The organism is Candidatus Woesearchaeota archaeon, from assembly GCA_018675335.1.
Lineage (GTDB): Archaea > Nanobdellota > Nanobdellia > Woesearchaeales > UBA11576 > JABJCP01.
In genome coordinates, this window is record JABGYH010000001.1 from 189,891 (window position 1) to 214,586 (window position 24,696).

The following is a 24,696-nucleotide window of genomic DNA, read 5'->3' on the forward strand; positions in this document are numbered from 1 at the left end:
TTAATCTCCAACAGATTCTAAAAAAGTTTCAATAGTTAATTCAGGATCACAAACTTTTTTAAGAATTTCAACAAAAGAAGCTAAACTAGCAACTGCGTTGTAAACTGTTGCATCTACGACAGGCTTTTGATTCTTACAAACACCTAAAGAATTTAACTGAGACTCTCTTAATTCATCCCAAACTGATTCAAATTGATAATAAAACATACTAGAACTGCTTTCTTTTACTTTCTGTTGACTTGCCAAAACACCCCACTCAACCAAATTACTAGAAATTCCACAAGACTTAGAATAATATGCCTCTTCGCGAACCATCCTAGGATCAGGTCCTCCTTCTTCAGGAATATATTTTGTTTCTAAATTTGAACAACCCTTACAATTAAAAGCAGGATCTGGGCCTAATATATTGTCAAATTCTTTTTTAAAAAAATGTCCTGCAATTTCAAAAAAGTTTTCAGAAAATAAATCTACAACTTCGCCATCCAATGAAGAAACGCTCAATAAAGATGAAAAATCAAATCTGGAGGAAATTTTATGCACTAAACCTGAAATGTCATAAATAACTCTCCCAGTTTCTATATTTAATCCACCAAATTTTGCACTGCCTTCTAAATGCAATTGTGCAACCTCATCCTTCAAAAGAAAATACTTACAAAGAACCGCATCGACAGATTCTAATTCTTCCCCTTTAGAAGTTTTCATATGAAAATAAGTTAATGCTTCAAATATATGATCTCTAAATACTAACAGATCATACAAAGTTTCAGTTCTAGGATCTTCAAACTCTCTTGATTCTCCAGTGTAAGTCATATTTATTGATGCTACCATTTATTTAATCTCCCTATAAATTATTAACAAAATTCTCCTTTTTAATCATAATTATTAATCAATAGGTTCTGTCAAATAATAATCACAAGAACCAAAGTATGAACAAAGACCATAATAAAAATCATAATTAAACCTATCTAAATTTAATGAAGATACATCAACAACTATTTTTTTGTCTTTATGAAACATAGATAATTTTTCACAATAAATAGCAACTTCAGTTAATAAAAAATAGTTTGCCAAATTTTTTGCTAAACCTAAATCTCCACTCATTTTTTGATTTAAGTGCGTAACTAACTGTGTTCCCCCAACACAAACCGAACTGGATGAACTTGCTAAATAAGATTTTTCTTCACGTCCAAAAGATTCTATTGTGTGATTTTGAGTTACCCCTAACGCGATTAAATCATCAAGAACATTTCCCACACAACAATCAGATTGAGATTTAAAACCAGCTCCAAGAACTCCCTGTAAACGTCTAAGATCCATAGTATCTTCTGAAAAAAGTGCATATGCTTTTGACTGCCAATCTTGATTTTCGCTCATTTTTTTTAAACCTCTAAATTTAATAAATGTATAAAATAGTTATTCAGTTCTTAACGCAGATTCCAATGTAATATATCTACGAGCAATATGTCCCATATACTCCTCAGGATATAATGAAACAAATTTAACAGAAAATTTTTGAAAAGATTGTTTACTTGATAACATAAATCTCGGTTCATCAAAAGGAATTTTAGTTATTACCATATCCGAACCTGGACGATATACTTCTTTAGAATATCTTTCTTCAAAAGCCACAACTTCAGTTTTCTCATAAATTCTTTTTGATTCTGAAACTAGTTCGGCTAAATGATCTCCTTCACAAATATCAAAACTTCCAAAAGAATCAATAATTTCATTTTGTTCATTTGTTACAAAAACATTATTATCTGTTTCATAAACTCTCAATAAATTTCCCATTTGTTTACACCAAACCGTTCAAATATTCTTCTAAAGGCTTTAGAAATTTAGTCTCAACAACCATTAAGTCTCTTGGACCTTCAGCTCGAGTATCTGATCTATCAACCCAAAAATCTTCGCGCCCACCTTGTTTTAATGACAAAAGTTCTACTAAATCATTTGCTTGCACTAAAGAACTGCTTTGCATAATTAACAACTCAGCCAATTCGTCAAGAGGTTGCGAACTTATTGGACCTTCACCGCGGATACAATTTTTAAACTCTTTAAAGAAAGGATCCATGGCAATATCAAAGACACCTGAAAATGAACAATAAGTAAAATAAATTTTAGGCATCAATTCAGGATGTTCAATAAAACACGTTGGTGCAATTTCGCTACTACGTTTTGAAGGCAAATTTTTAGGAAGCGACTTTGCTTTAGGAGTTTCTTTTTCAAACCTTGCACTAAAGCCATACTTTTCTAAAGTTTGCGCATATAATCTTTCTATATCCAATAATTCTCTTCCATGAGCATTAAATTCTCTTTGGATTTGTGAAGGTGCATCTCCATAAAGCAACTCCATTTGTCTAACTTGTTCACCTACAGTTTCCAAATCTTTGTAATGATAAACAGATTTACATGAAACATAACGCGCCCAACCATTAACAGAAGTTAAATCTCCTTTTTCAAATAAAACTTGATCTGCTCGAACACCTAATTCGTTAAACACATCAATAATGTCTTGAGTTGTTTCTTGTTCTTTTGGATTTACCGCCAACAAAACAGTATACTCTTCATCCCCATTCAAACTTTTAGGAAACATAACTGAAATTCTAATTCCAGAATCATAAGTTCTAGTAAACAAAACTTTTTTAGATGTTGCTGATTCTGGTTTTGCCCATTTATCTCCAAAATAACAACCATAAAATTCATTTATCATATTTTCATTTAATTCCATTTTTATTACTCTCGCAATTTTTCTCTTGCTAAATTTTTCATAAATTCATAAACTGGATCTCCTTCACCAAATTCGTTTGTTTGTTCAAAAAAATCATCCACCCCAGTTCTTCGATGAAGTTCTCTCTCATAAGGACCTAAGTGAAAACAAACATAACCAAAATACTCCATGGCATTTCTTTTTTGAAGGTGTTCCAATATCAAAACAGGATAATCTCTCAGTTCATCTTTTTGCAAGCTTGAATCAACTAAAGTTGCTCTAGGCAAATTTTCATCAGAACAGGAATTCAAATATTCCATTGCAAATCTACCATGAGTAATACTTGATGCAGTTAAGCCAAATTGAACTTTCGCATCCAACTCATACGCTTCTGCAATTTCTTTATTATTCATCACAATCAAAAGATCTAATTGGTTTTCAATTTGCATTATCCCACTCCTTACATTTTTCATCTCAACAACAAATCATAAGTTATTACCCCCCAGTAAATAATTAAAACTACTTAAAATCTTGCTGTCTTTACAGAGACAAAAACTTTAAATAGAACAATAACAAACCAACAATAAAATGGACAATGAAGTGTTCAAACAATTAGGATTTTTAGATGCAGAAGTAATAGTTTACAAAGCATTGCTTAAACTAGGACCTACACTAGTTAGCAAAATCCACCAAGAAACAGGCCTTCATAGAACCCACATATATGATCTTTTAGAAAAATTAAGAGAAAAGGGATTAGTTAGTACATTCACATCAGATCAGAAAAAACACTTTCAAGCAGCACCTCCAGAAAATATATTAGAATACATCGAAGAAAAAAAGACTCAAATTGAAGAAAAAATACTTCCCGAATTAATCGATTTATCAAACCTTCCAAAAGAAAATACTACAGTCGAATTATTCAAAGGACTAAAAGGAATAAAATCAGTATATAATGATATTATTAAAACAGGGAAAAACTATTATTGCATTGCCAAATCCAATAAACAAAAACACCCTCAAATCCACATTCAGTTAGTCCAATTTCTTAAAAGAATAGAAAAAAATAATATTCAAGAAAAAATTGTATTCGACAAAAAAGGATATATTGTGAAAACAAAAAATGGATCATATAAATATTTAGATTCTAAAAAAGAAATACCTACAACTGCGTACATCTACGGATCAAAAGTTGCACTATTCATTTTACAACCCCCCTTTCACGTCATACTCATAAAAAACAAAGATGTAGCTGATACTTACAAACAAAATTTTAATTTTCTCTGGTCTAAATCAAAAATAATCAAAAACAAAGATTTAATAAATATTAAAAAAATATTTAATTGAAAAATGACACAAGCAATACTAACCACAAACCTTGGAACAATAAAAATAAAGATTTATACAGACTCAATGCCAATCACAACAAAAAACTTCATCGACTTAGCCAAAAGAGGTTTTTACGACAATACTAAATTTCACAGAGTCATTCCTAAATTTATGATTCAAGGCGGAGATCCTCAAAGTAAAAATAATGCTAAACGACAACAATGGGGAACTGGCGGACCTGGATATAAAATTTCTGATGAATTCACAGATAATAATAAAAATTTTAAAGGATCTATTGCAATGGCAAATTCAGGACCAAATACAGGTGGAAGTCAATTTTTTATCAATGTCGCAGGCAACCATTTCCTAGATAACGCACATCCAGTATTTGGAGAAGTAATTGATGGATTAAACATAGTCATTGATATTTCTAAAACAAAACGAGATCATAATGATCAACCTGATGAAGATGTGGTTTTAGAAAAAGTCACAATAGAAGAATAAAAAAAATTATAAAAAAATTAAATTATTTTTTTCTTTTCAAATTCTGTCATCAAAGATTCAATTCTATCTTCCTCAATTTCATTTGACCATAAACCATTTTTCTTAAAGTAAGATCCCACAATAAAAATGTCTGCACTCATGAATTTATGAACATTCTCAGCAGTTATTCCTGAACCAATTATTAACGGAACATTAACTTGTTCTTTGACTTTTTGTATCTCTTCAAGAGAAGCTTCTTTACCAGTACAACTACCAGTAATTATTACTCCATCTGACAAGAAAAATTCAGCAGTATGCGCAGTTTCCACAATATCAACATCGGACGTTAAAGCATGCGCGGAATGTTTCTTTTTAATGTCTGTAAAAATTAACACATCTTCCGCACCAATTTGTTTTTTGTATCTTAATAAATCACCCGCACAAGATTCTATGTATCCTTCATCGCCAATATGCGCATAAACAAATCCTTCTACACGAACAAAGTCAAGTCCTGCAGCTTTCGCTACTGCTAATGCTTCTTTATTGGCCGCAGCTAAGATTTGAATTCCACAATATAATCCTAATTTTTTTATTTCTTTACCAATAATGCTCATTAAAGCAATTATTTCCGGACCAATATTTTTTGTGTATGGCAAATCATGCATATTTTCTATTGCGACAACATTTAGTCCATGTTTTTGATAAATTTTTGCTTCTTCAACTGCTTTAAAAATAATTTCTTGTGAAGACAAACTATTTTTAGGCGTTCCAGCAAGTGCCCTCACATGAATCATACCTACAATTAATTTTTTCCCTTGAATAAATTCTTTAAAATTCATTTTTTTACCTCAAAAAGAGTTACCCATTTGAATACCCCCCAAATATAATAATTCTTGTTGTAGAACTTAAAGCAACAAAAACCAAAAAAAACACATAAAAAACCAATAAAAAGACTTAATAAAAAAATGCATTTCTTAAACATTTATTTAGTTCTATCAAAATCCTCAAGCATCTGGTAATACAAATCTCTTTTATTTGAATCAACAATAATCATTTGATCGGAATAACTTAATCTGTGTAAATTATTAAGAAGAAGACGTGCAGTACGCCCATTACCATCTACAAAGGGATGAATCCAAAGAAATTGATTATGAACAAACCAAGGATCTTCGTCAAACCTTGTTTCTAGCTCTCGCATAAGAGAAGGAATATTTCTTGGATCAGGTGCAACATGATCAGCAACTCTTACTTTAACTTTACGATAAGTTCCTGGATTAGAAAGCTGATCTTCCATAAGAATTCTGTGAAGTTCTAAAATTGAAAAATTACCCTCAGATCCTTTTAGATAATCAAATGCTCTATAATGATTAATGAAAGTGACACTTTCAACATCATGAGGAATATCTTCAATGTTATTAGAGTTCATAATAAAATAAAGAAGATTTTCAATATTATAAGGAACAACTCTTGCAAAAGGTTTCATACCAAATAAAGTTAAAAAGAACAATATAAACTCTTCGGAATAAAAACAACACCTAGACCAAAAAAAATATAACAATATAACAAAACTTATTGTAGATAACCTAAAACAACAAAAAAAGAAGAATAAAAAAAATTAAAAAATTTATTTCAACTTCGTAATTGATGGTGGTCTGTTCCTATTAATTACTTTCACATTAACTACTTGTGAATCTTCTTCTCCACTTAAGTCTTTTACAGTAACAGTTACAGTATATTCTCCTGCACCATCATAGTCAGTTTGTTTTGTAGCAGCACTCATAAAACCTTCAAATGATACAGATAATTTATCACCATCTTCATCTGATGCTTTAGGAGTAATTTCTACAACTTCACCTTCGTATACAATAATATCTTTAATATCTGATAAAACTGGTGCAGAATTAATTTTATTTACTACTACCTTTACATCCTTACTAACTTTTGCTTTTCCATCACTAGCTTCAACTGTAATTGTTTTAGTTCCAAAATCACCTTTAACAGTTACCCATTCGCCTTTTTCATCAAATGGCGATTCAAAAGTAACAGTTACAGAATCTCCGTCAGGATCAGCAACTTTTGCAGTAATTACTGCTTTTTGTTTTTCATCAACAACAACTGTATCAGGAGTTACTAATTGAGGAGGTCTATTTACATCTTCAACTGTTAATGTAATAGTTTTCTCATCTGTTTCTCCATCAGGATCTTGGCACACAAATTTGATTGCATGAGTTCCAGCATCTTCAAAACTTAATTCTTTTTGTGCAGAAGTCATAAATCCTGAAATGTATAATTTTAATTTATCCCCATCAGGATCAGAACAACTTACATCTAAGTTTACTGTTTCTCCTTCTTTTGCAAAAACATCTTCTGCTCCAACTAATTTTGGAGGGGAATTAGTTTTTAAAAGTTCAATACAAAATGTTCTTTCATCGTAAAATTCTCCATCTGAAAGTTTTACTTTAGACCAAATAATTCCTGCATCTCCTTTAACAGTTTGCCATGCGCCTTGATTATTAAATGGTTCAAAAAATGTCCATAATAATTTTCCTGCAGGACCAATGTCTTTGTCAGGATCATATCCTTCAGGTCTTAAACTTACTAAACTACCTTCATCTTGCACAAATGTACAATCTCCCACGGAATCTTTTGATTCAGTACTAGTGGGTTTTGGAACTACTGAAGGAACTACGGTTGGTGCATTAAATACAACAGTTCCTTGTTCACAATAATCCGAATATGGTTCTAATTTCATAATGCTATAATCATATGAATTTTGATTACAATATTGATCGTCCACTATACAACTTCCTTCAGGAAATAAATATCTACACTCATCTCTTGAGAAAAAGTATTTGGTATAGTGTTCTGCATCTTCTTGATTTAAGAATGTTTGTGGATCTTGTAAAGCACCATAAACAATTAATGATAAAGCAAATAATGCAATAACAAACGTTGTTAGCAAAAACGTCTTTTTCTTAGACGAAATTCCTTTTTTTAAAAAAACATGTTTTTTTCTTACAGTCATTTAAACACCTCGAGTTTTAATTAATAAATTTATTTAATAATAACAATAACAATTATTTACCATATTTTGCACAATAACAAGTGCGAGTTAAATTATTTTTAGTTTTTGTTTCACAATCACTCGCGAGATCATTTTCAAAATTATTTTCAAGAATAATTGTTTTCGCAGTTTCATCAGATTCGATAGTATTCCAAAAAGCATCTTCAGAAATAATAACTTTAACTCCTGATTTTTCTAAAACCACTAAATCAATATCAGATTTGATTTCATTAATTTTAATTGATAAATTTTCTGATTCAACAGATGATTGATAAACAACAATTGACTGATCAACTGGCGAACTAATAGATTTTTTAATTTCTTGTTGTGATTTCATTATTTCAGGCATTAAAACTTCAACTGTTGTTCTTGCAGTATCAACTCCTCCAAAGCCATCTTCACAAATTACATCAACATAATATAATCCAGGAGGTTCATAATTTAATGAATTTATTTCACGACCATTAACTGCATATGAAACCGAAACAATATCCCCATCAGGATCATAACAATATGAATTCAAAGTTTTTGATTGACCTCGAATCATTTTAACAGAATCAACATATTCTATAATCGGGTTTTGATTATTATTTAATACTTCAACACAAGCATTCCGAACATCCGTAAATTCACCATCAGTAACACTCACCCAAAAATCAAATATTCCTCTTTGACCTTTTTTTGTCTGCCATATTCCTGCTGAATCGAAGGGAGATCCAAATTCCCAAATTAATTCACCTGCAGGCCCAATATCTGAATCAGGATCTTGTGCTTCAGGATCTAACTGAACTAAATCACCTTCATAAACAACAATCCCGCAATTAGATTCGCCATTTATAGATGACACTAATAGAATAAATAGAAATCCAAAAATAACTAATAACTTATTTAATTTCATAACCACCCACTCTTTTTAAACAATCTTTAACAATATATTTTTGTAACTTCAAACATATTTATAGTTAACTACTCGTTTAAAAATAAAATTTAAAACTCTTAATTAAAATTAATTTGTTTAATAAATAAGTTAAAATCAAAAAATAGATCTAATTCATAAACAAATAAAATCGTCATCAAATAGTTAAAATTTATAAACCAACTCCCATTTTAAAAAAACATGTTAAAAAAAACAATAAGTAGTTTAAAAGAGGTAAACAAACAAAAAGACAACTTAAAAAACATAGAACAATTAATAATACAAATTTCTAATAAGTTAGACTTAACTAACGTAAATAAATTCTACACAAATTACAAAAAAAGATTCAAAGGAATTCAAATTAAATCAAATTTGACAAAGCCAAATTTAAAAGAATCAAAAATCAATTTTTTTTCAATAATAATAAATAATAAAAATCAAATTAATTCTTCAATTCTCAATTGCAAATCTAAAAATAATTTTGTCGAATTAATAATTCCCACAAACATTTTTGAAAAAATTCACTTATCTCAAATAGAGAGAGTTAATAGAATTATTCTTAATATTAAATCTCCAACTGACTTAAAAAATATTAAAACCCATTTTGCAACACTCGTAGCAAATAGATTTTATCCTATTTTTAGAGGAGTTCCATTCTGCAATGAGACTAGTTTAATCCAACACAATTATGACTTATTCACCAATAAAATAGAACATAAAAATAAAAATATTACTTGTCAAAAATGCATTTTCAAAAAATATTGCGAGCCAAATAATAAATTCCCACTCAAACCAATAAAAAATAAAATAAAATTTAAAGAAATACTAGAATTTTTAGAACAAAATGAAAATATTATTAACAGGATTTAATCTGCAAGAGGACAGTTTCCCCTTAGGCTTAACTTATCTAAAAAGTTTTGCGCAAAAAAACAATTCACTTAATCAATTTATAATTAAAGAATTTTCTTTTGGAAACAGATTTAGTTATGACATTAACAAAAATATTGAACTCCAAGCACTAACCTACATTATTTTACAAAAACCAGATGTTGTCGCATTTAGTTGTTATATTTGGAGTATTGAAGTAATCAAAAATATGGCAAGAGCAATAAAAACTATCAACCCAAAAATTAAAATTATTTTAGGAGGGGTTGAAGTTAATGAGTCTGCACTCACAAAGCATATTGAGTTTGTAATTCAGGGCGAAGGAGAACTTGCATTTTCAAATTTAATTACTCAATTAAACAAGAAATCCCCTAACCTAAATAGCGTTCCTAATTTAATATACAAAAAAAATAATAAAATCATTAAAACAAAAAAAATAGCTCTTAAAAATTTAGATGATATTCCCTTTCCCTACAGACTTAAAGAAAAAGACACATATCATTCTATCAAAATAGAAACAACAAGAGGTTGTCCTTACTCTTGCAAATATTGTTTTTATGCAGAATGTGAAAAACCAAGGGAATTTTCATTTAATTACTTAAAAAAAAATATTGCATACTTATTTAAAAACTACCAATTCAAAAGTTTAACTATTCTTGACGCTAATTTAAATATTAATAAAACTCGACTTAAAAAAGTTTTAGAAATCATTCAAAAAAATTGTAAAAACAAAAAACTTTCAGTAAACTTTGAATTAAAACCTGAATTAATAGACCAAGAATTAATAACACAACTTGAATCTTTTAATTTAAATATTAATGTCGAATTAGGACTTCAATCAACCGATCAAACAGTTTTAAAAAGCTCAGGAAGATCATATGACTTAAAAAAAGTAAAAACTGCTTTGCACCTACTTGATACTGCAAAATTTAAATCTAAAATTGATTTAATGTATGGGTTGCCTGGAGACACTTTTTTAAAATTTCTTAATTCTGCAAAATTTATTTTAAATAATTCAAGAAAACAAAACCAACTTAGAGCTCATCATTTCATGCTCCTTAATAATACTCAATTTTTTAGAGAACAAGAGAACCACAAATTACAAAGATTTAACCAAAATAATAGCAGTTTAATTATTAAAACTAATTCTCAAGATGCAGTAGACTTAGAAATGATAAATTTATTCACTCATTCTTTAAATGAAGAACTCAAACTCACAAAATAAAAACCCATAAAATAAATACAACAAATATAGAAAATAAAAAACAAAACCTCAAATTTAATTATCATAACAAATCCAACATATATTTATCAGCACAATAATTCTTTTAATATTCTAATTTCAAAACTAAATCTATTAAAAAAATATTAACAATAAAAGGGTGATCATTTGGCATACTATGCAGATAATTTAAGAATTGCAGTTACAGGAAACATAGGCAGTGGAAAATCAACATTATGCGATTTCTTATCAAGTCCAAGAATGAAAGATACCCTTCTTAGAACTCTACCTCCAAATGGAATTTACGGAGTTCATCAATTTTCAGAAATTTTTAATGATGCAGGACTTGCAGATTTTTATAAAGATCCTAAAGCACATGCATTCGAAGCCCAAATTGAATTCTTTAATGGCCGTCTTGAACGAGAACATCAAATTAGAAATTGCAGAGGAATCGTTCTTGAAGACAGAACTCTTAGAGAAGATTATTTTATTTTTGGTATGGCACAAAGAGAATTAGGCCACATGTCTGAAGCGCAATTTGCAGTATATCAAAGAACATTTGATTTAATGACTCGTGAAATTGAGGAACCTGATTTAATGGTTTATTTAAGAGCTGATATTGACACATTAATGTCCAGAATTTCAACTCGCGGAAGAGATATGGAAAAACAAATTCCTCGAGAATATATTGAAAAACTCAACCAACTTTATGAAGCATTTGTCGCACAGCATATAACTTGTCCAGTTATTTTCGTTGATGCAAATGAAGATATTGAAGAAAGAAGTTATTTAGAAGATACTGCTCAAAAAATAGTGGACACAATAAACCGACTTGATTTAAGAATAAGAACTCCTGGATTAATTGATTGGATATCGCTCCCGGAAACACTTGCAACATCAAGAGCAATTCACGCAGAAAACATTTTAAGAGAGTATTTAGCAGCGCATCCTTCATTAATAACTATCGCAGGAAATGTCGCATTAGGTAAATCTTCTTTAACTGCAAACTTAGCCCAAGCATTAGATTTACAAGGATTATATGAAAATCCAGAAAAAAATCCGCTTTTATATCCATTCTTAGCAGACAAACCAACTCATTGTTTACAATTACAAAGAAATTTTTTAGAATTTCGTTCTGCACAAAGAATACAAGGCAAATCTGGTAATACAAGTTATATTAAAGATAGATCCCTCCCAGAAGATATTCTCGCATTTAGCAGAGCTTTCAAAGAACAAGGAATACTAAAACCCAGAGAATATGATGTTTTAATGGCTGAATTTAGACGAGCAAATGAACAACTACCACAAGCAGATTTAATGATTCATCTAAAAGCACCAGGTGACTTTTCTTGGCAACGAATACTTCAAAGAGGGAGACCTGCAGAAATAGAAGGAGGTTGGACTCCTGAAGAAATTAATGCATTAGCAAAAATTTATCAAACATTCACAACTGATGTTGTAACTTCAGGATTTCATAAAGGTCCAATAATTGAAATACCTGTTCAACATGTAGATACTAATTTAAGAATTCATTTAGGTTATGTTTGTGAACAAATGTATCAAGCACTATCAGGAAAAAGAATTACTTATACCACTAATTCAAAACTATAAAATAAATTTAAAAAATATAGAAAATAAAAAAACAATAAAATTATTTAATCAAACAAATTCATAACTGTTTGTGCTGCAGACTTATCTGCCCAAAAATAAGATCCTTCAGGAGTTTCATTGAAATGACCACTATCATCTAACCAAGAGTGAGTTGCTAAAACTCCAAATGAATTTCCTTTAGCTCCACCATTATGAACATTTGCAAAATAACTATGCAATTTCTCAATTGATCCTTGTCTTAAAACTGACTTAACACTTCCCGGACCGCCATTATAATATGCATATGTAAAAAATAAAACTTCTTCAGGTGTAACTTGAGAAGAATCAATACCATATTTTTCTAAATGTTTGTAAAATAACATTTGTCGACTACCCATTTCAGCAACAAATGCTTCAAATGCAAATTCTTTATCGTTAAATCTTGCAGTTTGAACTGATTGTCCTTTTTCATTCGTTGCATACGCCAACCTAAAATTAGCTTTAAATTCTTTATCTAAAAAACCTCTCCTAACAATATGTTTAAAATTACTTCCGAAAGTATCTAGACCATAATTTTGAAAACCATGTAATGATCGATAACTAGAATGATCAACATTTAGACTGTGCCCTTCTGCAGAAAGTGCTGCAACTAAAAAAGTCATAGGTAAATGAGTATTATATTTTGTTCCAACTCTATCCAACACTCTTTGTTGTGCAGAATAAAGTGCAGCAATATGTTCTAAATCAGTAGAATCATCTGCAAACCCAAATAAAGTTGATACTTTAATAGTTGGAAATGATCCTTTAATTTTTCCTAACATTTCTCCTTTTAATTTTTGATTTTTTTCAGGATGCAGTTTTATTTTATGTCCATTTTCAATTACTTGACGAGCATAATCTATTGCAGAAGAATCATATTTAATTCCAAGTCTTTCCACCTCTCGATTGACTTGCGCTTCAAAAAGTTCTTCTCCTTGTAATTTTGTAGTCACAGGAGGTAGAGGTTCTTGAACTACTGGTTTATCTAATTCAACAACCGGATCAGACCCGCCAAATATTACTCCGATTCCTTTCAAAAAAATATAAGCAGATAATCCTAGAGTTCCTAAATCTCGGCCAAATTGTCTTCGACATCTAGCATTTCTTTTTTTATCATAAGGTTCTACTCCTTCTGCACCAAAATATTGAGATATTTTACTTTTAGTTTGACGATATAATCTAGAAAATAAATTTGAACCTTTTTCTAACTTTGTTAATTCTGTTCCTTCTTCTGCTTCAAACACAGGGGATTCAGAATCAGTTCTCTCAAGAGAATTAATAACTTGTTTAACTCCTGATTTTTCCTTTTTATCAATTAATTTATATGGAATTTTCAAAATACCTTTTGCAAGTCTACCCGCAACTCGAACTGTTGATTCTGCAACTCTTCCAAAAACTTCAGATCCAACATAAGTAGAATAAGTTAATAATCCTGATGTTAAATAAGCCAGTCCAAATCCAATTTTACCTAAATTAGTACTTCGTGAAGGCTTAGAGTTACGAATATAATCAGATCTTTTTCTTGCAATCCAATTATGAGGCGTAAAAACTATATTTTCTAAACTTTTATTTTCAAAAACATTATTAGTGGCAATGTGCGATCTAATAATTGCATCACCCACTCTATTTCCAGATAATTTTTTCTCTAACATATCAATAATAAAAAAAAGCAATCATATTTAAATCTTTCCATTAAACACTACTGCACAGTGAGAACAGGGCATAGAACGTCAAAACAAGTTATATAACTAACCGAGCCATTTAAAAAGGAATTATTTAAAAAGAAAAGAATAATAACTTTAAAAATACAAAATAAGCAAAAAGAGGTGTGTCAAACTGCTTAATTTTAATAAAAGAATATTTGTCGGCGTAACTTGTACATCAAACAAACGCAAAAAAGACCATTGGAAAGACCAAATTAAAGAGATCAATAAATTTAAAATCAATAAAATAGCATTATTTCCAACAACTCTAACTAAACAAGAAAGAAAACCCCTATATGCAGCATTAGAAAAATCCTGCGTTACTCAAATTAAATTAGTTCATATGAGAGTCGAAGATTTTACCCCTTCTGAAGTTAATTATCTTCATAAAAGATTTAAAACATTTTATTTTAATTGTCATGAAAACAGTTTTGATTATTTTTATAAAAAATTTAAAGAATTTAGAAAAAACATAGTTCTTGAACTAAATTACAACAACATAATAGAAAATAAAACTGAACCAAACAAAGCAGGTGGTTTTTGTATTGACTTAGCGCATTTTACCGCGGCAAGAGATCTAAAAAAAATAGAATATGATTATGTCATGAACCATGCCAAAAATACAAAATTTCACGCAAACCACTTAAATGGATACAGTAAAAAAAGAAAAAGAGATCTTCATTTTATAACTAACAAAAATCAATTTGATTTTCTAAAAAATCTTCCAAAACAAATTTTTAGTACTGACATTGCACTCGAACTCGAAAACAAAATAGAAACTCAACTAAAATTTAAAAAATACATTGCAACAATGCTAAATAAAAAATTCAATATCAAATAATAAATTTAAAAAAATATTTATCCAATTTCCAAATATTGTCCTTCTTCTAATACTTTTATTTTAGAGTTAAATCTATCGAAGTGATCAGGACAGTGAATAAGATACATTTTTTTTCGTATAGTCTCAGGTAAACTCATTAGTTGTTCATAACCCGTATGAATTCCCGGCAAAGCCCCATTGCATTCATGAATTATTACATCACAATCTTGAAAAAATTCTATAAGTCCAGGATCAAATGTAGTGTCCGAACTATATCCCAAACTTTGATTGCAAACACTTGCTTTAAACCCAAATGAATTTAGCCCATGATGTTTTGTTTTATATATTTGGACAGTTAAATATCCAATTTCCCGCTCTTTTTCTGGAACAAGCAAAATGAGATTAAAATAATCTTCAAGACTTTTACACTCTAATTGTTGCGTAAATGGATTGAGTAATTCACCCATACTCCCACAAAGTCTACCCCAAATTGCATCAAAATCTAAACAATATAAATTAACTGGATTAAGTCTTCTTCCAAACCATTTTTCATTATAAAGTTGAAATCCCAAACTTTCCAGACCATTACAATGATCTCCGTGTGCATGAGTGATTATTACAGAATCAATTGATTCAGGTTTAATTTTTCGTTCTCGCGCCATATACCCCTCTTTAAACATTTTTTGTATGGGATCAGGACAATCAACCAAAACAGTTTCTCCTGCTGCGTGTAATAAAAAACTACTTCTATAATACAACTCAGAATGAGAGTTCCCAATTCCTAAAACAGTTACCCCAAAATTAAATTTAACATCACCATTTTTCAACGTCATCTCACAATTAATACAGACAATTAATAGAAATAAATCTAATCAATAAACTCTTTAAACTGGTTTAAAGAAAAAATAAAATTTATGCAGTAGGTCCTTTTTTTGGATGGAAAGGTTTTCCTTGATATTCATGTAAAAATGCTTTCAAATCAAGATATTGAGAAATTGCACTATGCAACCTATAAGCATCTTTGTAAAGTTCTTCTGCTTTTTTATCAAACTGGTCTTTATATGCTTTATTTCTCCACCAATTTTTAACTAAACTATTGCTAAGAATAAAATGATCATCCCATTTTCCAGAAGGATCAAATTCAATAAATGTAAAAAATTCTAAATCTATTTCTCCACTATTGGATTTAAATTTTTTTCCCTCATACATTATTTCAGTAGTAGTTATTCCAAGAAAATGAAAATCCACATTAAAATAAAATTTAAACATAGAATCAGTAGATTTATCAGTTCGCCACCACATCCACATCTCTTTCATCCCATTATTACTCACACGTTCAACAAATAACTTTTCAATCCATTTATCATTACTATCATTACAGTACCCATTTTCAACCAACCAGAAATGGACCATTTTGTAAAGCCCTTTAACACTAAAAACATCCTTATAATTAATTCTAAGATTTATTACTGGCTTCTTATCTCCCATATGCTTATTCATATAAAAAATACTTTATAAACATTTCGCCTTAAATTAAAAATTTATGAGTAACCCCAAAATAAAAATTCAAACAATTCCAATAAGAATTAAAATACATCTACTAAAAATTTATTTACTAAAATTTATATTTTTATTAATAATTAACCAAAACATCCACGCAGTTCCAATACCCATATCAAATATAGCCCATTTTAAATATCCCAATCTTGAACCAGAGTCTAACATTTGAAAACTATTCAAAGAATAATTAGAAATCCCTTGAACTGAAAATAATAATTTACTTGGCCAAAAAAGCATAATTCCAGGTGCAAGTATAGAATCTAAAATTAAATGAATTAAAATTCCAAGTCCAAAAAACAGAGCATATTCTTTATTTTGTTTACTTATAATTTCCGAAAATACAAACACAAGAAAACTTGCAATAAGCAAAAATATCAAACTATGAGTAAACATTCTATGAAATTCTATTTTAAATAGCCATTCAATCAAATAATCTGAATCAGGAAATACTGCGCCAAGAAGTAAAAAAAACCAAACAAGATTATGTAAACTTTTTTTATTCTTTTTTTCATATAATTTTCCAATAATCCAAGAGCCAACTAAGTGACCAAATGCATAAGGCATATGAAACCAAACCAATAATTGATTTAAATAATTATTGATAAATTTGAGAAAAAGATTTATATAACTCATACTTATCCCAAAAGTTATGTTTGTAGGAATAGTGGGAAAACCATCTTGTGGAAAAAGTACATTTTTCAAAGCAGCAACCTTAGCAGATGTAGATATTGCTAATTATCCTTTTACAACCATTAAACCAAATCATGCAGTCGGATTCATAAAAATAGAATGTGTCGATAAAGAATTTGACAGACAGTGCAATCCCAGAACTGGATTTTGCATTAATCACTGGAGATTTGTACCTATTGATTTGATGGATGTTGCAGGGCTAGTTCCAGGAGCTCATGAAGGGCTAGGAATGGGAAATCAATTCTTAGAAGATTTAAGACAAGCGGACGCATTAGTTCATGTTATTGATATCTCAGGAAGTGTTAATGAAAAAGGAGAACCAGTTCCGCAATTAAGTTATGATCCTGCAAATGATATTAAATTCTTAGAAAAAGAACTTGATTTTTGGTATTTAGGAATTCTTAAAAAAGGCTGGATTAAATTTGCCAGACAAGTAATGCAAGAAAAAACAGAAATTGCAAAATCACTAGGAAAACAACTCTCCGCTCTCAAAGTAACAGAAGACATGGTTGCCGCAGCAATACACAAACTTGAATTAAATCCCACAAAACCAAGCGAATGGACTGAAGAACATCTTCTTAATTTATCAACAGAATTAAGAAAAATCACAAAACCAATGATCATTGCAGCAAATAAAATTGATGTTCCCGGAGCTGAGAAAAATTTTGAAAGATTAAAAAATGATTTTCCAGATTACACAATCATTCCTTGTAGTGCCGAAAGTGAACTCGCATTAAAAGAAGCAGATAAACACGGACTCATCAAATATCTCCCAGGAGAAAATTCATTCGAATTATTAAATGCAGAAAAACTTAATGACAAACAAAAAGCTGCATTAAATTTTATCAAAACTACAATTCTTGAAAAATTTGGTACAACCGGAGTTCAAGATGCACTTAACAAATCAATTTTTGACATTCTAGATTATATTGCAATATTTCCAGGAGGAGTTAATAAATTAGAAGATCAAGACGGTAACGTTCTTCCAGATTGTTTCTTACTAAAGAATGGCTCAACTGCTCTTGATTTCGCATACAAAATCCATACTGATTTAGGAAAACATTTTATTCGCGCAATTGATGTTAAATCTAAAAGAACGGTAGGTAAAGAACATCTTCTTAAAAACCGCGATGTTGTTGAAATTATTAGTGATAAATAATTCTAAACCCAATTAAATCTATAACCTTGTTTAAATCGAATTATCACAAATTAACGTAAAATAGACCAATTCACACAAAAACTAAACTATCTAAATAATAGATAATTAAATACTAAAAATTAGATTAAATCAATTAATAAAAATTTTTATTATCTAAAAAAAAGATAAGTTTATAAACAAAAGCCACTAATAGCAAATAAACATAATAAAAATATAATAATAACTAAACGTGGCAGAAACTCTAAAATACAAAATAATAGAATTATTAATGAATAATTTAAATGAAATTCTAACAATTACAGACATTTCTAAAAAATTAAAATCAGCATATAGTCACGCACATAAATTTACAAAAGAATTAGCTCAGGAAAATGTTATTCAAATTAAAAAAATTGGCAGATCAAGTGCAATTTTTCTTAATTTTTCTGAAAAAACAACACTTGCATACTTAATTCTAACAGAATATAAAAAAAGAAATTTATGGCTTAAAAAAAACAAATGGGCATTAAGAGTTGTAAAAAAATGTGACGATTTAGAAAAAGAATATTTATGTGGAATTTATCTAAAAAGTAAAGTCATATTTATTCAAAAATCAATTACTCAAACACACAGTCAAAATTCTAATTTAATTAAATCAAAAAAACCTAAAAAAAGTTTTAAACATCAAGAAATAATTTTCTCAGATCAAATACATTTAAAACCTGAACTAAATGAAGGCATAATTTTATTTGGTGCCGAAAATTATTGGACCTACAAAGGAGAAAAAACCATAACAAGAGGTAATTACTAATGCCAAAAGGAATACCTAAGGAAGAATTACAAAACTTACTTGCAAAATATAAAGGACAAATTTCAAATCAATTAGCGCCAGTAACAGAAGAAAATGCTCCGATTAAAGTAGTTCGAACAAAAGTATACCAAGAATTCAGAGATGAATATCTCCCAAAACACATGAGTTGGTATGAAAAAGCATGCAATCAATTTGATAAAATATTCAAATTAAAACCCTCCCCTAAAAAAGAATTAGCACTAAAAGAATCAATTGATGTATGTCACCTAAATATTACGCCATCAGGAGTTTATAGTCTTGCAATGGTTGCTCCATTACTCATCGGATTTATGGGGTTTGCAATTTCATATTTAATAACTGGAGGAATGTTCTTCCCCTTATTTTTCTTAATACTTGCAGCAGCACTTCTAGGCCCACTTAACAAAGCACCTCACATGATGGCTAATAGTTGGAGAATGCAAGCATCAAATCAAATGGTCTTAGCAGTTTTTTACATTGTAACATACATGAGACACACTTCAAACATAGAATTAGCAGTTGATTTTGCATCAGATTATCTTAAACCCCCATTAAGTCTTGATCTTAAAAGAGTTGTTTGGAATGTTGAAACTGAAAAATATGAATCAGTTAGAGAAAGTTTGGATAATTATTTACAAACTTGGCGTAAATACAACATGGAATTTATTGAAGCACTACATTTAGTTGAAGGAAGTCTTCTTGAAAGTGATGATAATAACCGACTAATAATGCTTGACAAATCATTAACAGTAATTTTAGAAGAAACTTTTGAAAAAATGATGCATTATGCTCAAAATCTTAAAGGTCCAATCACAATGCTTCACATGTTAGGAATTATTCTCCCGATTTTAGGATTAGTAATTTTACCTTTAGCAGTAAGTTTTATGGAAGGTGTTGGTTGGTATCACATAGCAACACTATACAATTTAATATTGCCTGCATCAGTCTTTTATTTAGGTAAAAATATTTTATCAACAAGACCTACCGGATATGGTGATGTAGACATATCAAAAAATCCCGCAATACAAAAATTTTCTAATGTTAATTTTTTCGGGATGTCAATAACTCCACTTTATTTTTGTATAGCGATAGGCATATTTTTCTTGTTTATTGCGTTTCTCCCGTTAATCATACACCAACTAAATCCAGGATGGGACATGATTTTTACTAGAGATGGAAGCGTGGAATTTCTTGATCCAGGAGTCTACGAACATGAACAAGCCAAATTTTATTTTTTAGGCTACATTCCAGATGCAACCGACCCTGATAAAGTCAATGGACCTTATGGTCTTGGAAGTGCATTAATTAGCGTATTTCTCCCATTATCTTTAGGAGTGCCAATAGGATTATTTTATCGTTTAAAAACTAAGAATGTTAAAAAAATCAGAGATCAAACAAAAAAACTTGAAAATGAATTTGCATCAGCATTATTCCAATTAGGTAATAGACTTGGAGATGGAATACCAGTAGAGTTGGCATTTCAACGTGTTGCAGAATCAATGAGTGATACCCTTAGTGGACAATTTTTTGCAGCCACTGCAAATAATATAACTAGACTCGGAATGAGTGTTGAACAAGCAATCTTTGATGAAAATAATGGCAGCGCTAACGAATATCCTTCAGACCTAATTGAAACTAGCATGAAAGTTTTAATTGAAAGTAGTCGTAAAGGTCCAATGATTGCAGCACAAGCAGTAATTAATGTTTCAAGATATATTAAAGAAATGCATCGTGTTGATGAAAGACTAAAAGACTTAATGAGTGATACTGTAAGTAGTTTAAAATCACAAATTGGATTTTTAGCTCCTTGTATTTCAGGAATTGTTATTGGAATTACATCAATGGTTACAACAATTTTAACTAAACTCACCGGACAACTAACAAAAATTCAAGCAGACGGTGCAGCATCAGGTGCAGGTGCAAACTTAGGACTTAGTAGTTTATTTGGTCAAGGTATGCCCACATTCTATTTTCAAATAATTGTTGGATTTTATGTAGTTCAATTAGTATACATCATGACAATTATGGTTAATGGTATCGAAAATGGTTCTGATAAACTTAATGAAAAATATTTGATTGGTGCAAATCTTATGAGAGCAACAATTCTTTATAGTGTTATTGCACTAGGAGTTATGTTTGCATTCAATATGATTGCAGGAAACGTTGTAGGTAATGGAATATAAATATGACAATCCCCCTAAGAAAATTACATCTAAAACCTGTAAAAAAAAGAAAAAATGATCTTAAACATTTAGTTAGGCTTTGTCATAAAATTATTACTGCTGAAGATAAAATTGCCAAACATGCAAAAAAAGAAAAACAAGATATGCGCGACGGAAAAATTGATCGGTTATTTAAAGATCTAAAAAGAAAACTTCAAACTGACAGACGAGAACTTTCTAAATGTAAAAAAACTGCACTCGCTGCAGGAACAAGCGCGCAAGATTTAACAATAGTAATGAGAGAAACTAAAACAAGCGAAGAAAGCACACACTTACAACAAATTCTAGCTAATGAAGTAAAACTCACTCATTTTCTTTATCATTTAGTTCATGGAAAAATAATTCCTCTCGTAGAACAAAGAATTCAAGTAGAGAGTGATGAAATTAAAGATGTAAAAGAACATGACGCAAATGCGCTCAAACAAGCAATGCAAAAAGATGCCGAGCTTAGTCAAGAATTAAGAAAATACAAACCAATTATCGAAAAAATAATTCTTCACTTAAAACAATTAGAAAAAGCAGATCAACAAACACCTAATCCAATCGCACCAGGATCACACCATTCAAAACACATCCACCAAATAGCACTCGCAGCAATTCTAATACTAATAATTGGAGTTGTAGTAATCACTCCAGGAAAACTTTTTGCAAAACAAATATTTAATTCAGATACAAAAATTTCAATTATTCAAGACAATGCTCAAATGAAACTAGAAAATAATCAAACAATTCTTAACAAACTAAAAAAAGAAAGCAATACAAATTTACACAACTCAGTTAAACTTTTAGAAAGTTATTATCCTAATTTAAAATGTTTTTACGGATCTGAAAATAATCAAAAAAATGCAATAAATAATGCATACGCAAAAGTGGGAAGGGATATTGAAACCCAGATATTCGCAATCACTCAATCAATTGAATCAGTAACACCAATTCAGAAAGAATCAGAAATGCAAACTAAATCAAACTCAAAAAGTGCAAGATTAATAATTTCTGCAGATAAATATGAAGGAGAAAATATTAGAAAAAAACTTAAAACTAAAACAACAGAGATAATATTTCCACCCACAAAAATAATTAATAAAAAAATCAAACAAATTACTAAAAAAGTTAGTGCGATAATTTGTTTAGATCAAAATGAACTTGATCGATTTGAAAAAGCAATCAAAGAAGAAAAAATTGATGAAGAAAATGCCAAAGTAAGAATAAGTTGGGAAAGTTATACTAAAACACAAAAACAAGAAAAGGAAGAAGTTGTAACATCAAAAAAATATAAAATATTTAAACGAAAAAATTATCAGCAAATTAGTGATTATATATTAATGCAATTAGTAGAATATGATTTTCAATTAGATGAAAATAGAATTCAGGTTTTTATTGAAAAAGTCATAAAACCAAATACGATTTCTTCTGAATTGGAATTAGCCGAACTAAAATTAAATATCCAAAAAAAATATCTTACTTAATTGATAAAAAATTCAATCAAAAAAGGAACAAATATGACAAATCCACTAAACCCTCATAAACCTGTAAAAAAAAGAAAAAATGATCTTAAACATTTAGTTAGGCTGTGTCATAAAATTATTACTACCGAAGATAAAATTGCCAAACTTGCAAAAAAAGAAAAACAAGATATGCGCGATGGAAAAATTAATCAGTTATTTAAAGATCTAAAAAGAGAACTTCAAACTGACAGACGAGAACTTTCCAAATGTAAAAAAACAGCACTCGCGGCAGGAACAAGCGCACAAGATTTAACGATTGCATTACGTGAAACAAAAAATAGTACTGAAAGCACACATCTCGAACAATTATTAACTAATGAAGCAAAGCTAACTCATTTTCTTTATCATTTAATTCATGGAAAAATAATTCCACTTATTATAAAAAGAATTCAAGCAGAGAGTGATGAAATTAAAAATGTAAAAAACCATGACGCAAATGCACTCAAACAAGCAATGCAAAAAGATGTACAACTATCTCAAGAGTTAAAAAAATACAAACCAATTATCGAAAAAATAATTCTTCACCTACAACAATTAGAAAAAGCAGATCAAGAACCCAATCACCCAATCACACCAGGATCACACCACTCAAAACAAACTCACCAAATAGCACTTGTCGCAATATTTATTCTAATAATTGGAGTGGTCTTATTAAAAACAAATACTGGTTTTGCTCAAGGTTTATTCGACTTTGGAGAAGAAGATGAACTTATAGTAGAAGTTTACCAAGATAATGCTTTAGGTGATTTGAAAGATCGCGAAGATATTTTAAGAATCTATCAAGAAAATCCTGAATCGTGGGGAACAGTTATTGATTATATTCAAAAAAATAAAAAAAAGTATGCATATTATCATGGATATGGATATTCTAAATCTGAAGCAGTTAATTCTGCATTTAAATCTGCGGCAAGTTCAGGAAATTCATTTGTTTACCAAAATGTTGAAATAGCAACATTAAGTGAAACTGCAATATACACAAATTTCACAAAACACAATTCCAATAACATATTATTAACATTATTTATATCCGCAGATAAAAACTCTCCAGAAAAAATAAAAAACTTTTTTAATAAAAAAACATCTTCAATAATTTTAAATGTGTATGATCACCCTCGCATGAAAGAATGGGTTAAACTAATAACTCAAAACTACCCTGACGAATATGAAGCCATTCGAAAAAATTATTATCCTGATTATCAAGCATTAATATTTTTTGAATTGGACTTATGGGCAAAATATGATAAATTAAATACAAAAGTTGATCCCAACGCAGATATGTACGCAAGCATTGAACTTGTTTTAGAAACAAACACTAATGGAATAATAAATAAAAAAATTATTTATTTAAAAGAAAAAACGACAAAACGACAAAATTATGCTGAACTAATATCATTCATTGTTAAAAGCCACGAGGAAATGGGAATCCCTTTAGATCAAAAAGAACTTAATTATATAAAACAAGAATTAAAAAAAAACCTACCAGAATATACTGATGAAATTGATAAAACATATGGCAAACTCTCACAAATACTAGCTTAATCTTTCTTTTTGTTCTCAAAGTATTTTTTAACAATTAAAATACCTCGAGCTTCGGCCAAACTTCCTAAACAATAATATGTTTTTTCAGTTACAGGACCCCAACTATAATCCCCTGTTTCTTGTTTAACTTCTTCAATCTTAAATTCATTAGTTGTTAAACCTTTATGTAAATGATAATAAATAGAACGCATAGTAACTTTTGGAAATATATCTAAATAAATTTGATAAATTTCATAAGCATAACCAGTCCCAACAATATGCAATATCTCAACTATATTTTGTCGAATTATACTCCCTCTGGGTCTTCCTCTTCCAATCAAACTCACAATTAATTACCTCAATACTAAACATAGCGAATTACTATTTATAAGTTTCTCACAATTTAAGTAAAAACAAATCCTCTAGAAAAATCAAATTAACAAAACACAATCGTTTTTAAACAAAATAGAGCTAGTTTC

At 29.5% G+C, this 24,696-nt stretch carries 25 protein-coding genes; 11 read left to right on the forward strand and 14 right to left on the reverse strand.

From position 1 onward, the window contains the following. From HN587_00920 to HN587_00940, 5 genes are read right to left on the reverse strand one after another with little or no spacing between them, the layout of a single operon-like run. Entirely contained in the window at positions 1 to 828 is an 828-nt protein-coding gene (locus tag HN587_00920) for a hypothetical protein (GenBank protein ID MBT7902393.1), read from the reverse strand. Between the two features lie 54 nt (positions 829 to 882). Continuing rightward, on the reverse strand, positions 883 to 1,374 hold the full coding sequence (locus tag HN587_00925; GenBank protein MBT7902394.1) for a hypothetical protein: 492 nt from the start codon (positions 1,372 to 1,374) through the stop codon (positions 883 to 885). 39 nt (positions 1,375 to 1,413) lie between these two features. Next, entirely contained in the window at positions 1,414 to 1,791 is a 378-nt protein-coding gene (locus HN587_00930) for a hypothetical protein (GenBank protein ID MBT7902395.1), read from the reverse strand. A 4-nt stretch (positions 1,792 to 1,795) separates the two neighbouring features. Further along, positions 1,796 to 2,728 (reverse strand): hypothetical protein, encoded by a 933-nt coding sequence (locus tag HN587_00935; protein ID MBT7902396.1) that lies wholly within the window; start codon positions 2,726 to 2,728, stop codon positions 1,796 to 1,798. 5 nt (positions 2,729 to 2,733) lie between these two features. Beyond that, on the reverse strand, positions 2,734 to 3,156 hold the full coding sequence (locus HN587_00940) for a hypothetical protein (GenBank protein MBT7902397.1): 423 nt from the start codon (positions 3,154 to 3,156) through the stop codon (positions 2,734 to 2,736). A 139-nt stretch (positions 3,157 to 3,295) separates the two neighbouring features. Here HN587_00940 and HN587_00945 point away from each other — a divergent pair, with 139 nt between their 5' ends. Next, positions 3,296 to 4,051: a hypothetical protein gene (locus HN587_00945; GenBank protein MBT7902398.1), complete on the forward strand. Its 756-nt coding sequence runs from the start codon at positions 3,296 to 3,298 to the stop codon at positions 4,049 to 4,051. A gap of 3 nt (positions 4,052 to 4,054) precedes the next feature. Further along, positions 4,055 to 4,537 (forward strand): peptidylprolyl isomerase, encoded by a 483-nt coding sequence (locus HN587_00950; protein ID MBT7902399.1) that lies wholly within the window; start codon positions 4,055 to 4,057, stop codon positions 4,535 to 4,537. 17 nt (positions 4,538 to 4,554) lie between these two features. Here HN587_00950 and HN587_00955 read toward each other — a convergent pair whose 3' ends face one another. The 4 genes from HN587_00955 to HN587_00970 all read right to left on the reverse strand — a co-directional run bounded on the left by HN587_00955 (position 4,555) and on the right by HN587_00970 (position 8,478). Further along, positions 4,555 to 5,355, reverse strand: coding sequence for a BtpA/SgcQ family protein (locus tag HN587_00955; GenBank protein MBT7902400.1), 801 nt, complete (start codon positions 5,353 to 5,355; stop codon positions 4,555 to 4,557). A 143-nt stretch (positions 5,356 to 5,498) separates the two neighbouring features. Beyond that, positions 5,499 to 5,999, reverse strand: a complete 501-nt coding sequence (locus HN587_00960) for a Fic family protein (protein MBT7902401.1) — start codon at positions 5,997 to 5,999, stop codon at positions 5,499 to 5,501. 141 nt (positions 6,000 to 6,140) lie between these two features. After that, a complete protein-coding gene (locus HN587_00965) occupies positions 6,141 to 7,541 on the reverse strand; it encodes a hypothetical protein (protein ID MBT7902402.1) in 1,401 nt (466 codons plus the stop codon). A gap of 52 nt (positions 7,542 to 7,593) precedes the next feature. Continuing rightward, on the reverse strand, positions 7,594 to 8,478 hold the full coding sequence (locus HN587_00970; protein MBT7902403.1) for a hypothetical protein: 885 nt from the start codon (positions 8,476 to 8,478) through the stop codon (positions 7,594 to 7,596). A 219-nt stretch (positions 8,479 to 8,697) separates the two neighbouring features. Here HN587_00970 and HN587_00975 point away from each other — a divergent pair, with 219 nt between their 5' ends. The 3 genes from HN587_00975 (at position 8,698) to HN587_00985 (ending at position 12,214) form a co-directional block, all read left to right on the forward strand. Then, a complete protein-coding gene (locus HN587_00975) occupies positions 8,698 to 9,366 on the forward strand; it encodes a hypothetical protein (GenBank protein ID MBT7902404.1) in 669 nt (222 codons plus the stop codon). Then, positions 9,341 to 10,606 (forward strand): radical SAM protein, encoded by a 1,266-nt coding sequence (locus tag HN587_00980; protein MBT7902405.1) that lies wholly within the window; start codon positions 9,341 to 9,343, stop codon positions 10,604 to 10,606. Before HN587_00975 ends, HN587_00980 begins: the two co-directional genes overlap by 26 nt. A 165-nt stretch (positions 10,607 to 10,771) precedes the next feature. Next, positions 10,772 to 12,214: a deoxynucleoside kinase gene (locus HN587_00985; GenBank protein ID MBT7902406.1), complete on the forward strand. Its 1,443-nt coding sequence runs from the start codon at positions 10,772 to 10,774 to the stop codon at positions 12,212 to 12,214. Between the two features lie 44 nt (positions 12,215 to 12,258). Here HN587_00985 and HN587_00990 read toward each other — a convergent pair whose 3' ends face one another. Next, on the reverse strand, positions 12,259 to 13,884 hold the full coding sequence (locus HN587_00990) for a hypothetical protein (protein ID MBT7902407.1): 1,626 nt from the start codon (positions 13,882 to 13,884) through the stop codon (positions 12,259 to 12,261). Positions 13,885 to 14,278: 394 nt separating this feature from the next. On the opposite strand from HN587_00990, the gene HN587_00995 reads away from it, so the two are divergent. Next, a complete protein-coding gene (locus HN587_00995) occupies positions 14,279 to 14,776 on the forward strand; it encodes a hypothetical protein (protein ID MBT7902408.1) in 498 nt (165 codons plus the stop codon). A 17-nt stretch (positions 14,777 to 14,793) separates the two neighbouring features. Here the strand turns inward: HN587_00995 and HN587_01000 are convergent, their stop codons facing one another. The 3 genes from HN587_01000 to HN587_01010 form a co-directional block, all read right to left on the reverse strand. Continuing rightward, on the reverse strand, positions 14,794 to 15,588 hold the full coding sequence (locus tag HN587_01000) for a ribonuclease Z (GenBank protein MBT7902409.1): 795 nt from the start codon (positions 15,586 to 15,588) through the stop codon (positions 14,794 to 14,796). A gap of 79 nt (positions 15,589 to 15,667) precedes the next feature. Then, a complete protein-coding gene (locus tag HN587_01005; GenBank protein MBT7902410.1) occupies positions 15,668 to 16,243 on the reverse strand; it encodes a hypothetical protein in 576 nt (191 codons plus the stop codon). 120 nt (positions 16,244 to 16,363) lie between these two features. After that, the gene (locus HN587_01010; protein ID MBT7902411.1) at positions 16,364 to 16,879 is read right to left on the reverse strand and encodes a metal-dependent hydrolase; all 516 of its coding nucleotides are present in this window, start codon (positions 16,877 to 16,879) and stop codon (positions 16,364 to 16,366) included. A gap of 85 nt (positions 16,880 to 16,964) precedes the next feature. On the opposite strand from HN587_01010, the gene HN587_01015 reads away from it, so the two are divergent. The 5 genes from HN587_01015 (at position 16,965) to HN587_01035 (ending at position 24,238) form a co-directional block, all read left to right on the forward strand. Next, positions 16,965 to 18,164 carry a redox-regulated ATPase YchF gene (locus tag HN587_01015; GenBank protein MBT7902412.1) on the forward strand — a complete coding sequence of 400 codons (1,200 nt, stop codon included), beginning with the start codon at positions 16,965 to 16,967 and terminating at the stop codon, positions 18,162 to 18,164. A 268-nt stretch (positions 18,165 to 18,432) separates the two neighbouring features. Then, positions 18,433 to 18,954 carry a hypothetical protein gene (locus tag HN587_01020; GenBank protein MBT7902413.1) on the forward strand — a complete coding sequence of 174 codons (522 nt, stop codon included), beginning with the start codon at positions 18,433 to 18,435 and terminating at the stop codon, positions 18,952 to 18,954. Further along, positions 18,954 to 21,155: a hypothetical protein gene (locus tag HN587_01025; GenBank protein ID MBT7902414.1), complete on the forward strand. Its 2,202-nt coding sequence runs from the start codon at positions 18,954 to 18,956 to the stop codon at positions 21,153 to 21,155. The genes HN587_01020 and HN587_01025 overlap by 1 nt, the downstream gene beginning before the upstream one ends. Positions 21,156 to 21,157: 2 nt before the next feature. Further along, complete coding sequence (locus HN587_01030; GenBank protein ID MBT7902415.1) at positions 21,158 to 22,660, forward strand: hypothetical protein; 1,503 nt, start codon at positions 21,158 to 21,160, stop codon at positions 22,658 to 22,660. Positions 22,661 to 22,693: 33 nt separating this feature from the next. Then, a complete protein-coding gene (locus tag HN587_01035) occupies positions 22,694 to 24,238 on the forward strand; it encodes a hypothetical protein (GenBank protein ID MBT7902416.1) in 1,545 nt (514 codons plus the stop codon). Here the strand turns inward: HN587_01035 and HN587_01040 are convergent. Further along, entirely contained in the window at positions 24,235 to 24,564 is a 330-nt protein-coding gene (locus tag HN587_01040; GenBank protein ID MBT7902417.1) for a hypothetical protein, read from the reverse strand. The genes HN587_01035 and HN587_01040 overlap by 4 nt on opposite strands. Positions 24,565 to 24,696: the final 132 nt, after the last annotated feature.

Coding starts and splice junctions, on each gene's coding strand:
- HN587_00920 (MBT7902393.1), bottom strand. CDS start 828: ATGGTAGCATCAATAAATATGACTTACACTGGAGAATCAAGAGAGTTT.
- HN587_00925 (MBT7902394.1), bottom strand. CDS start 1,374: ATGAGCGAAAATCAAGATTGGCAGTCAAAAGCATATGCACTTTTTTCA.
- HN587_00930 (MBT7902395.1), bottom strand. CDS start 1,791: ATGGGAAATTTATTGAGAGTTTATGAAACAGATAATAATGTTTTTGTA.
- HN587_00935 (MBT7902396.1), bottom strand. CDS start 2,728: ATGGAATTAAATGAAAATATGATAAATGAATTTTATGGTTGTTATTTT.
- HN587_00940 (MBT7902397.1), bottom strand. CDS start 3,156: ATGCAAATTGAAAACCAATTAGATCTTTTGATTGTGATGAATAATAAA.
- HN587_00945 (MBT7902398.1), top strand. CDS start 3,296: ATGGACAATGAAGTGTTCAAACAATTAGGATTTTTAGATGCAGAAGTA.
- HN587_00950 (MBT7902399.1), top strand. CDS start 4,055: ATGACACAAGCAATACTAACCACAAACCTTGGAACAATAAAAATAAAG.
- HN587_00955 (MBT7902400.1), bottom strand. CDS start 5,355: ATGAATTTTAAAGAATTTATTCAAGGGAAAAAATTAATTGTAGGTATG.
- HN587_00960 (MBT7902401.1), bottom strand. CDS start 5,999: ATGAAACCTTTTGCAAGAGTTGTTCCTTATAATATTGAAAATCTTCTT.
- HN587_00965 (MBT7902402.1), bottom strand. CDS start 7,541: ATGACTGTAAGAAAAAAACATGTTTTTTTAAAAAAAGGAATTTCGTCT.
- HN587_00970 (MBT7902403.1), bottom strand. CDS start 8,478: ATGAAATTAAATAAGTTATTAGTTATTTTTGGATTTCTATTTATTCTA.
- HN587_00975 (MBT7902404.1), top strand. CDS start 8,698: ATGTTAAAAAAAACAATAAGTAGTTTAAAAGAGGTAAACAAACAAAAA.
- HN587_00980 (MBT7902405.1), top strand. CDS start 9,341: ATGAAAATATTATTAACAGGATTTAATCTGCAAGAGGACAGTTTCCCC.
- HN587_00990 (MBT7902407.1), bottom strand. CDS start 13,884: ATGTTAGAGAAAAAATTATCTGGAAATAGAGTGGGTGATGCAATTATT.
- HN587_00995 (MBT7902408.1), top strand. CDS start 14,279: ATGAGAGTCGAAGATTTTACCCCTTCTGAAGTTAATTATCTTCATAAA.
- HN587_01000 (MBT7902409.1), bottom strand. CDS start 15,588: ATGACGTTGAAAAATGGTGATGTTAAATTTAATTTTGGGGTAACTGTT.
- HN587_01005 (MBT7902410.1), bottom strand. CDS start 16,243: ATGGGAGATAAGAAGCCAGTAATAAATCTTAGAATTAATTATAAGGAT.
- HN587_01010 (MBT7902411.1), bottom strand. CDS start 16,879: ATGCCTTATGCATTTGGTCACTTAGTTGGCTCTTGGATTATTGGAAAA.
- HN587_01015 (MBT7902412.1), top strand. CDS start 16,965: ATGTTTGTAGGAATAGTGGGAAAACCATCTTGTGGAAAAAGTACATTT.
- HN587_01020 (MBT7902413.1), top strand. CDS start 18,433: ATGAATAATTTAAATGAAATTCTAACAATTACAGACATTTCTAAAAAA.
- HN587_01025 (MBT7902414.1), top strand. CDS start 18,954: ATGCCAAAAGGAATACCTAAGGAAGAATTACAAAACTTACTTGCAAAA.
- HN587_01030 (MBT7902415.1), top strand. CDS start 21,158: ATGACAATCCCCCTAAGAAAATTACATCTAAAACCTGTAAAAAAAAGA.
- HN587_01035 (MBT7902416.1), top strand. CDS start 22,694: ATGACAAATCCACTAAACCCTCATAAACCTGTAAAAAAAAGAAAAAAT.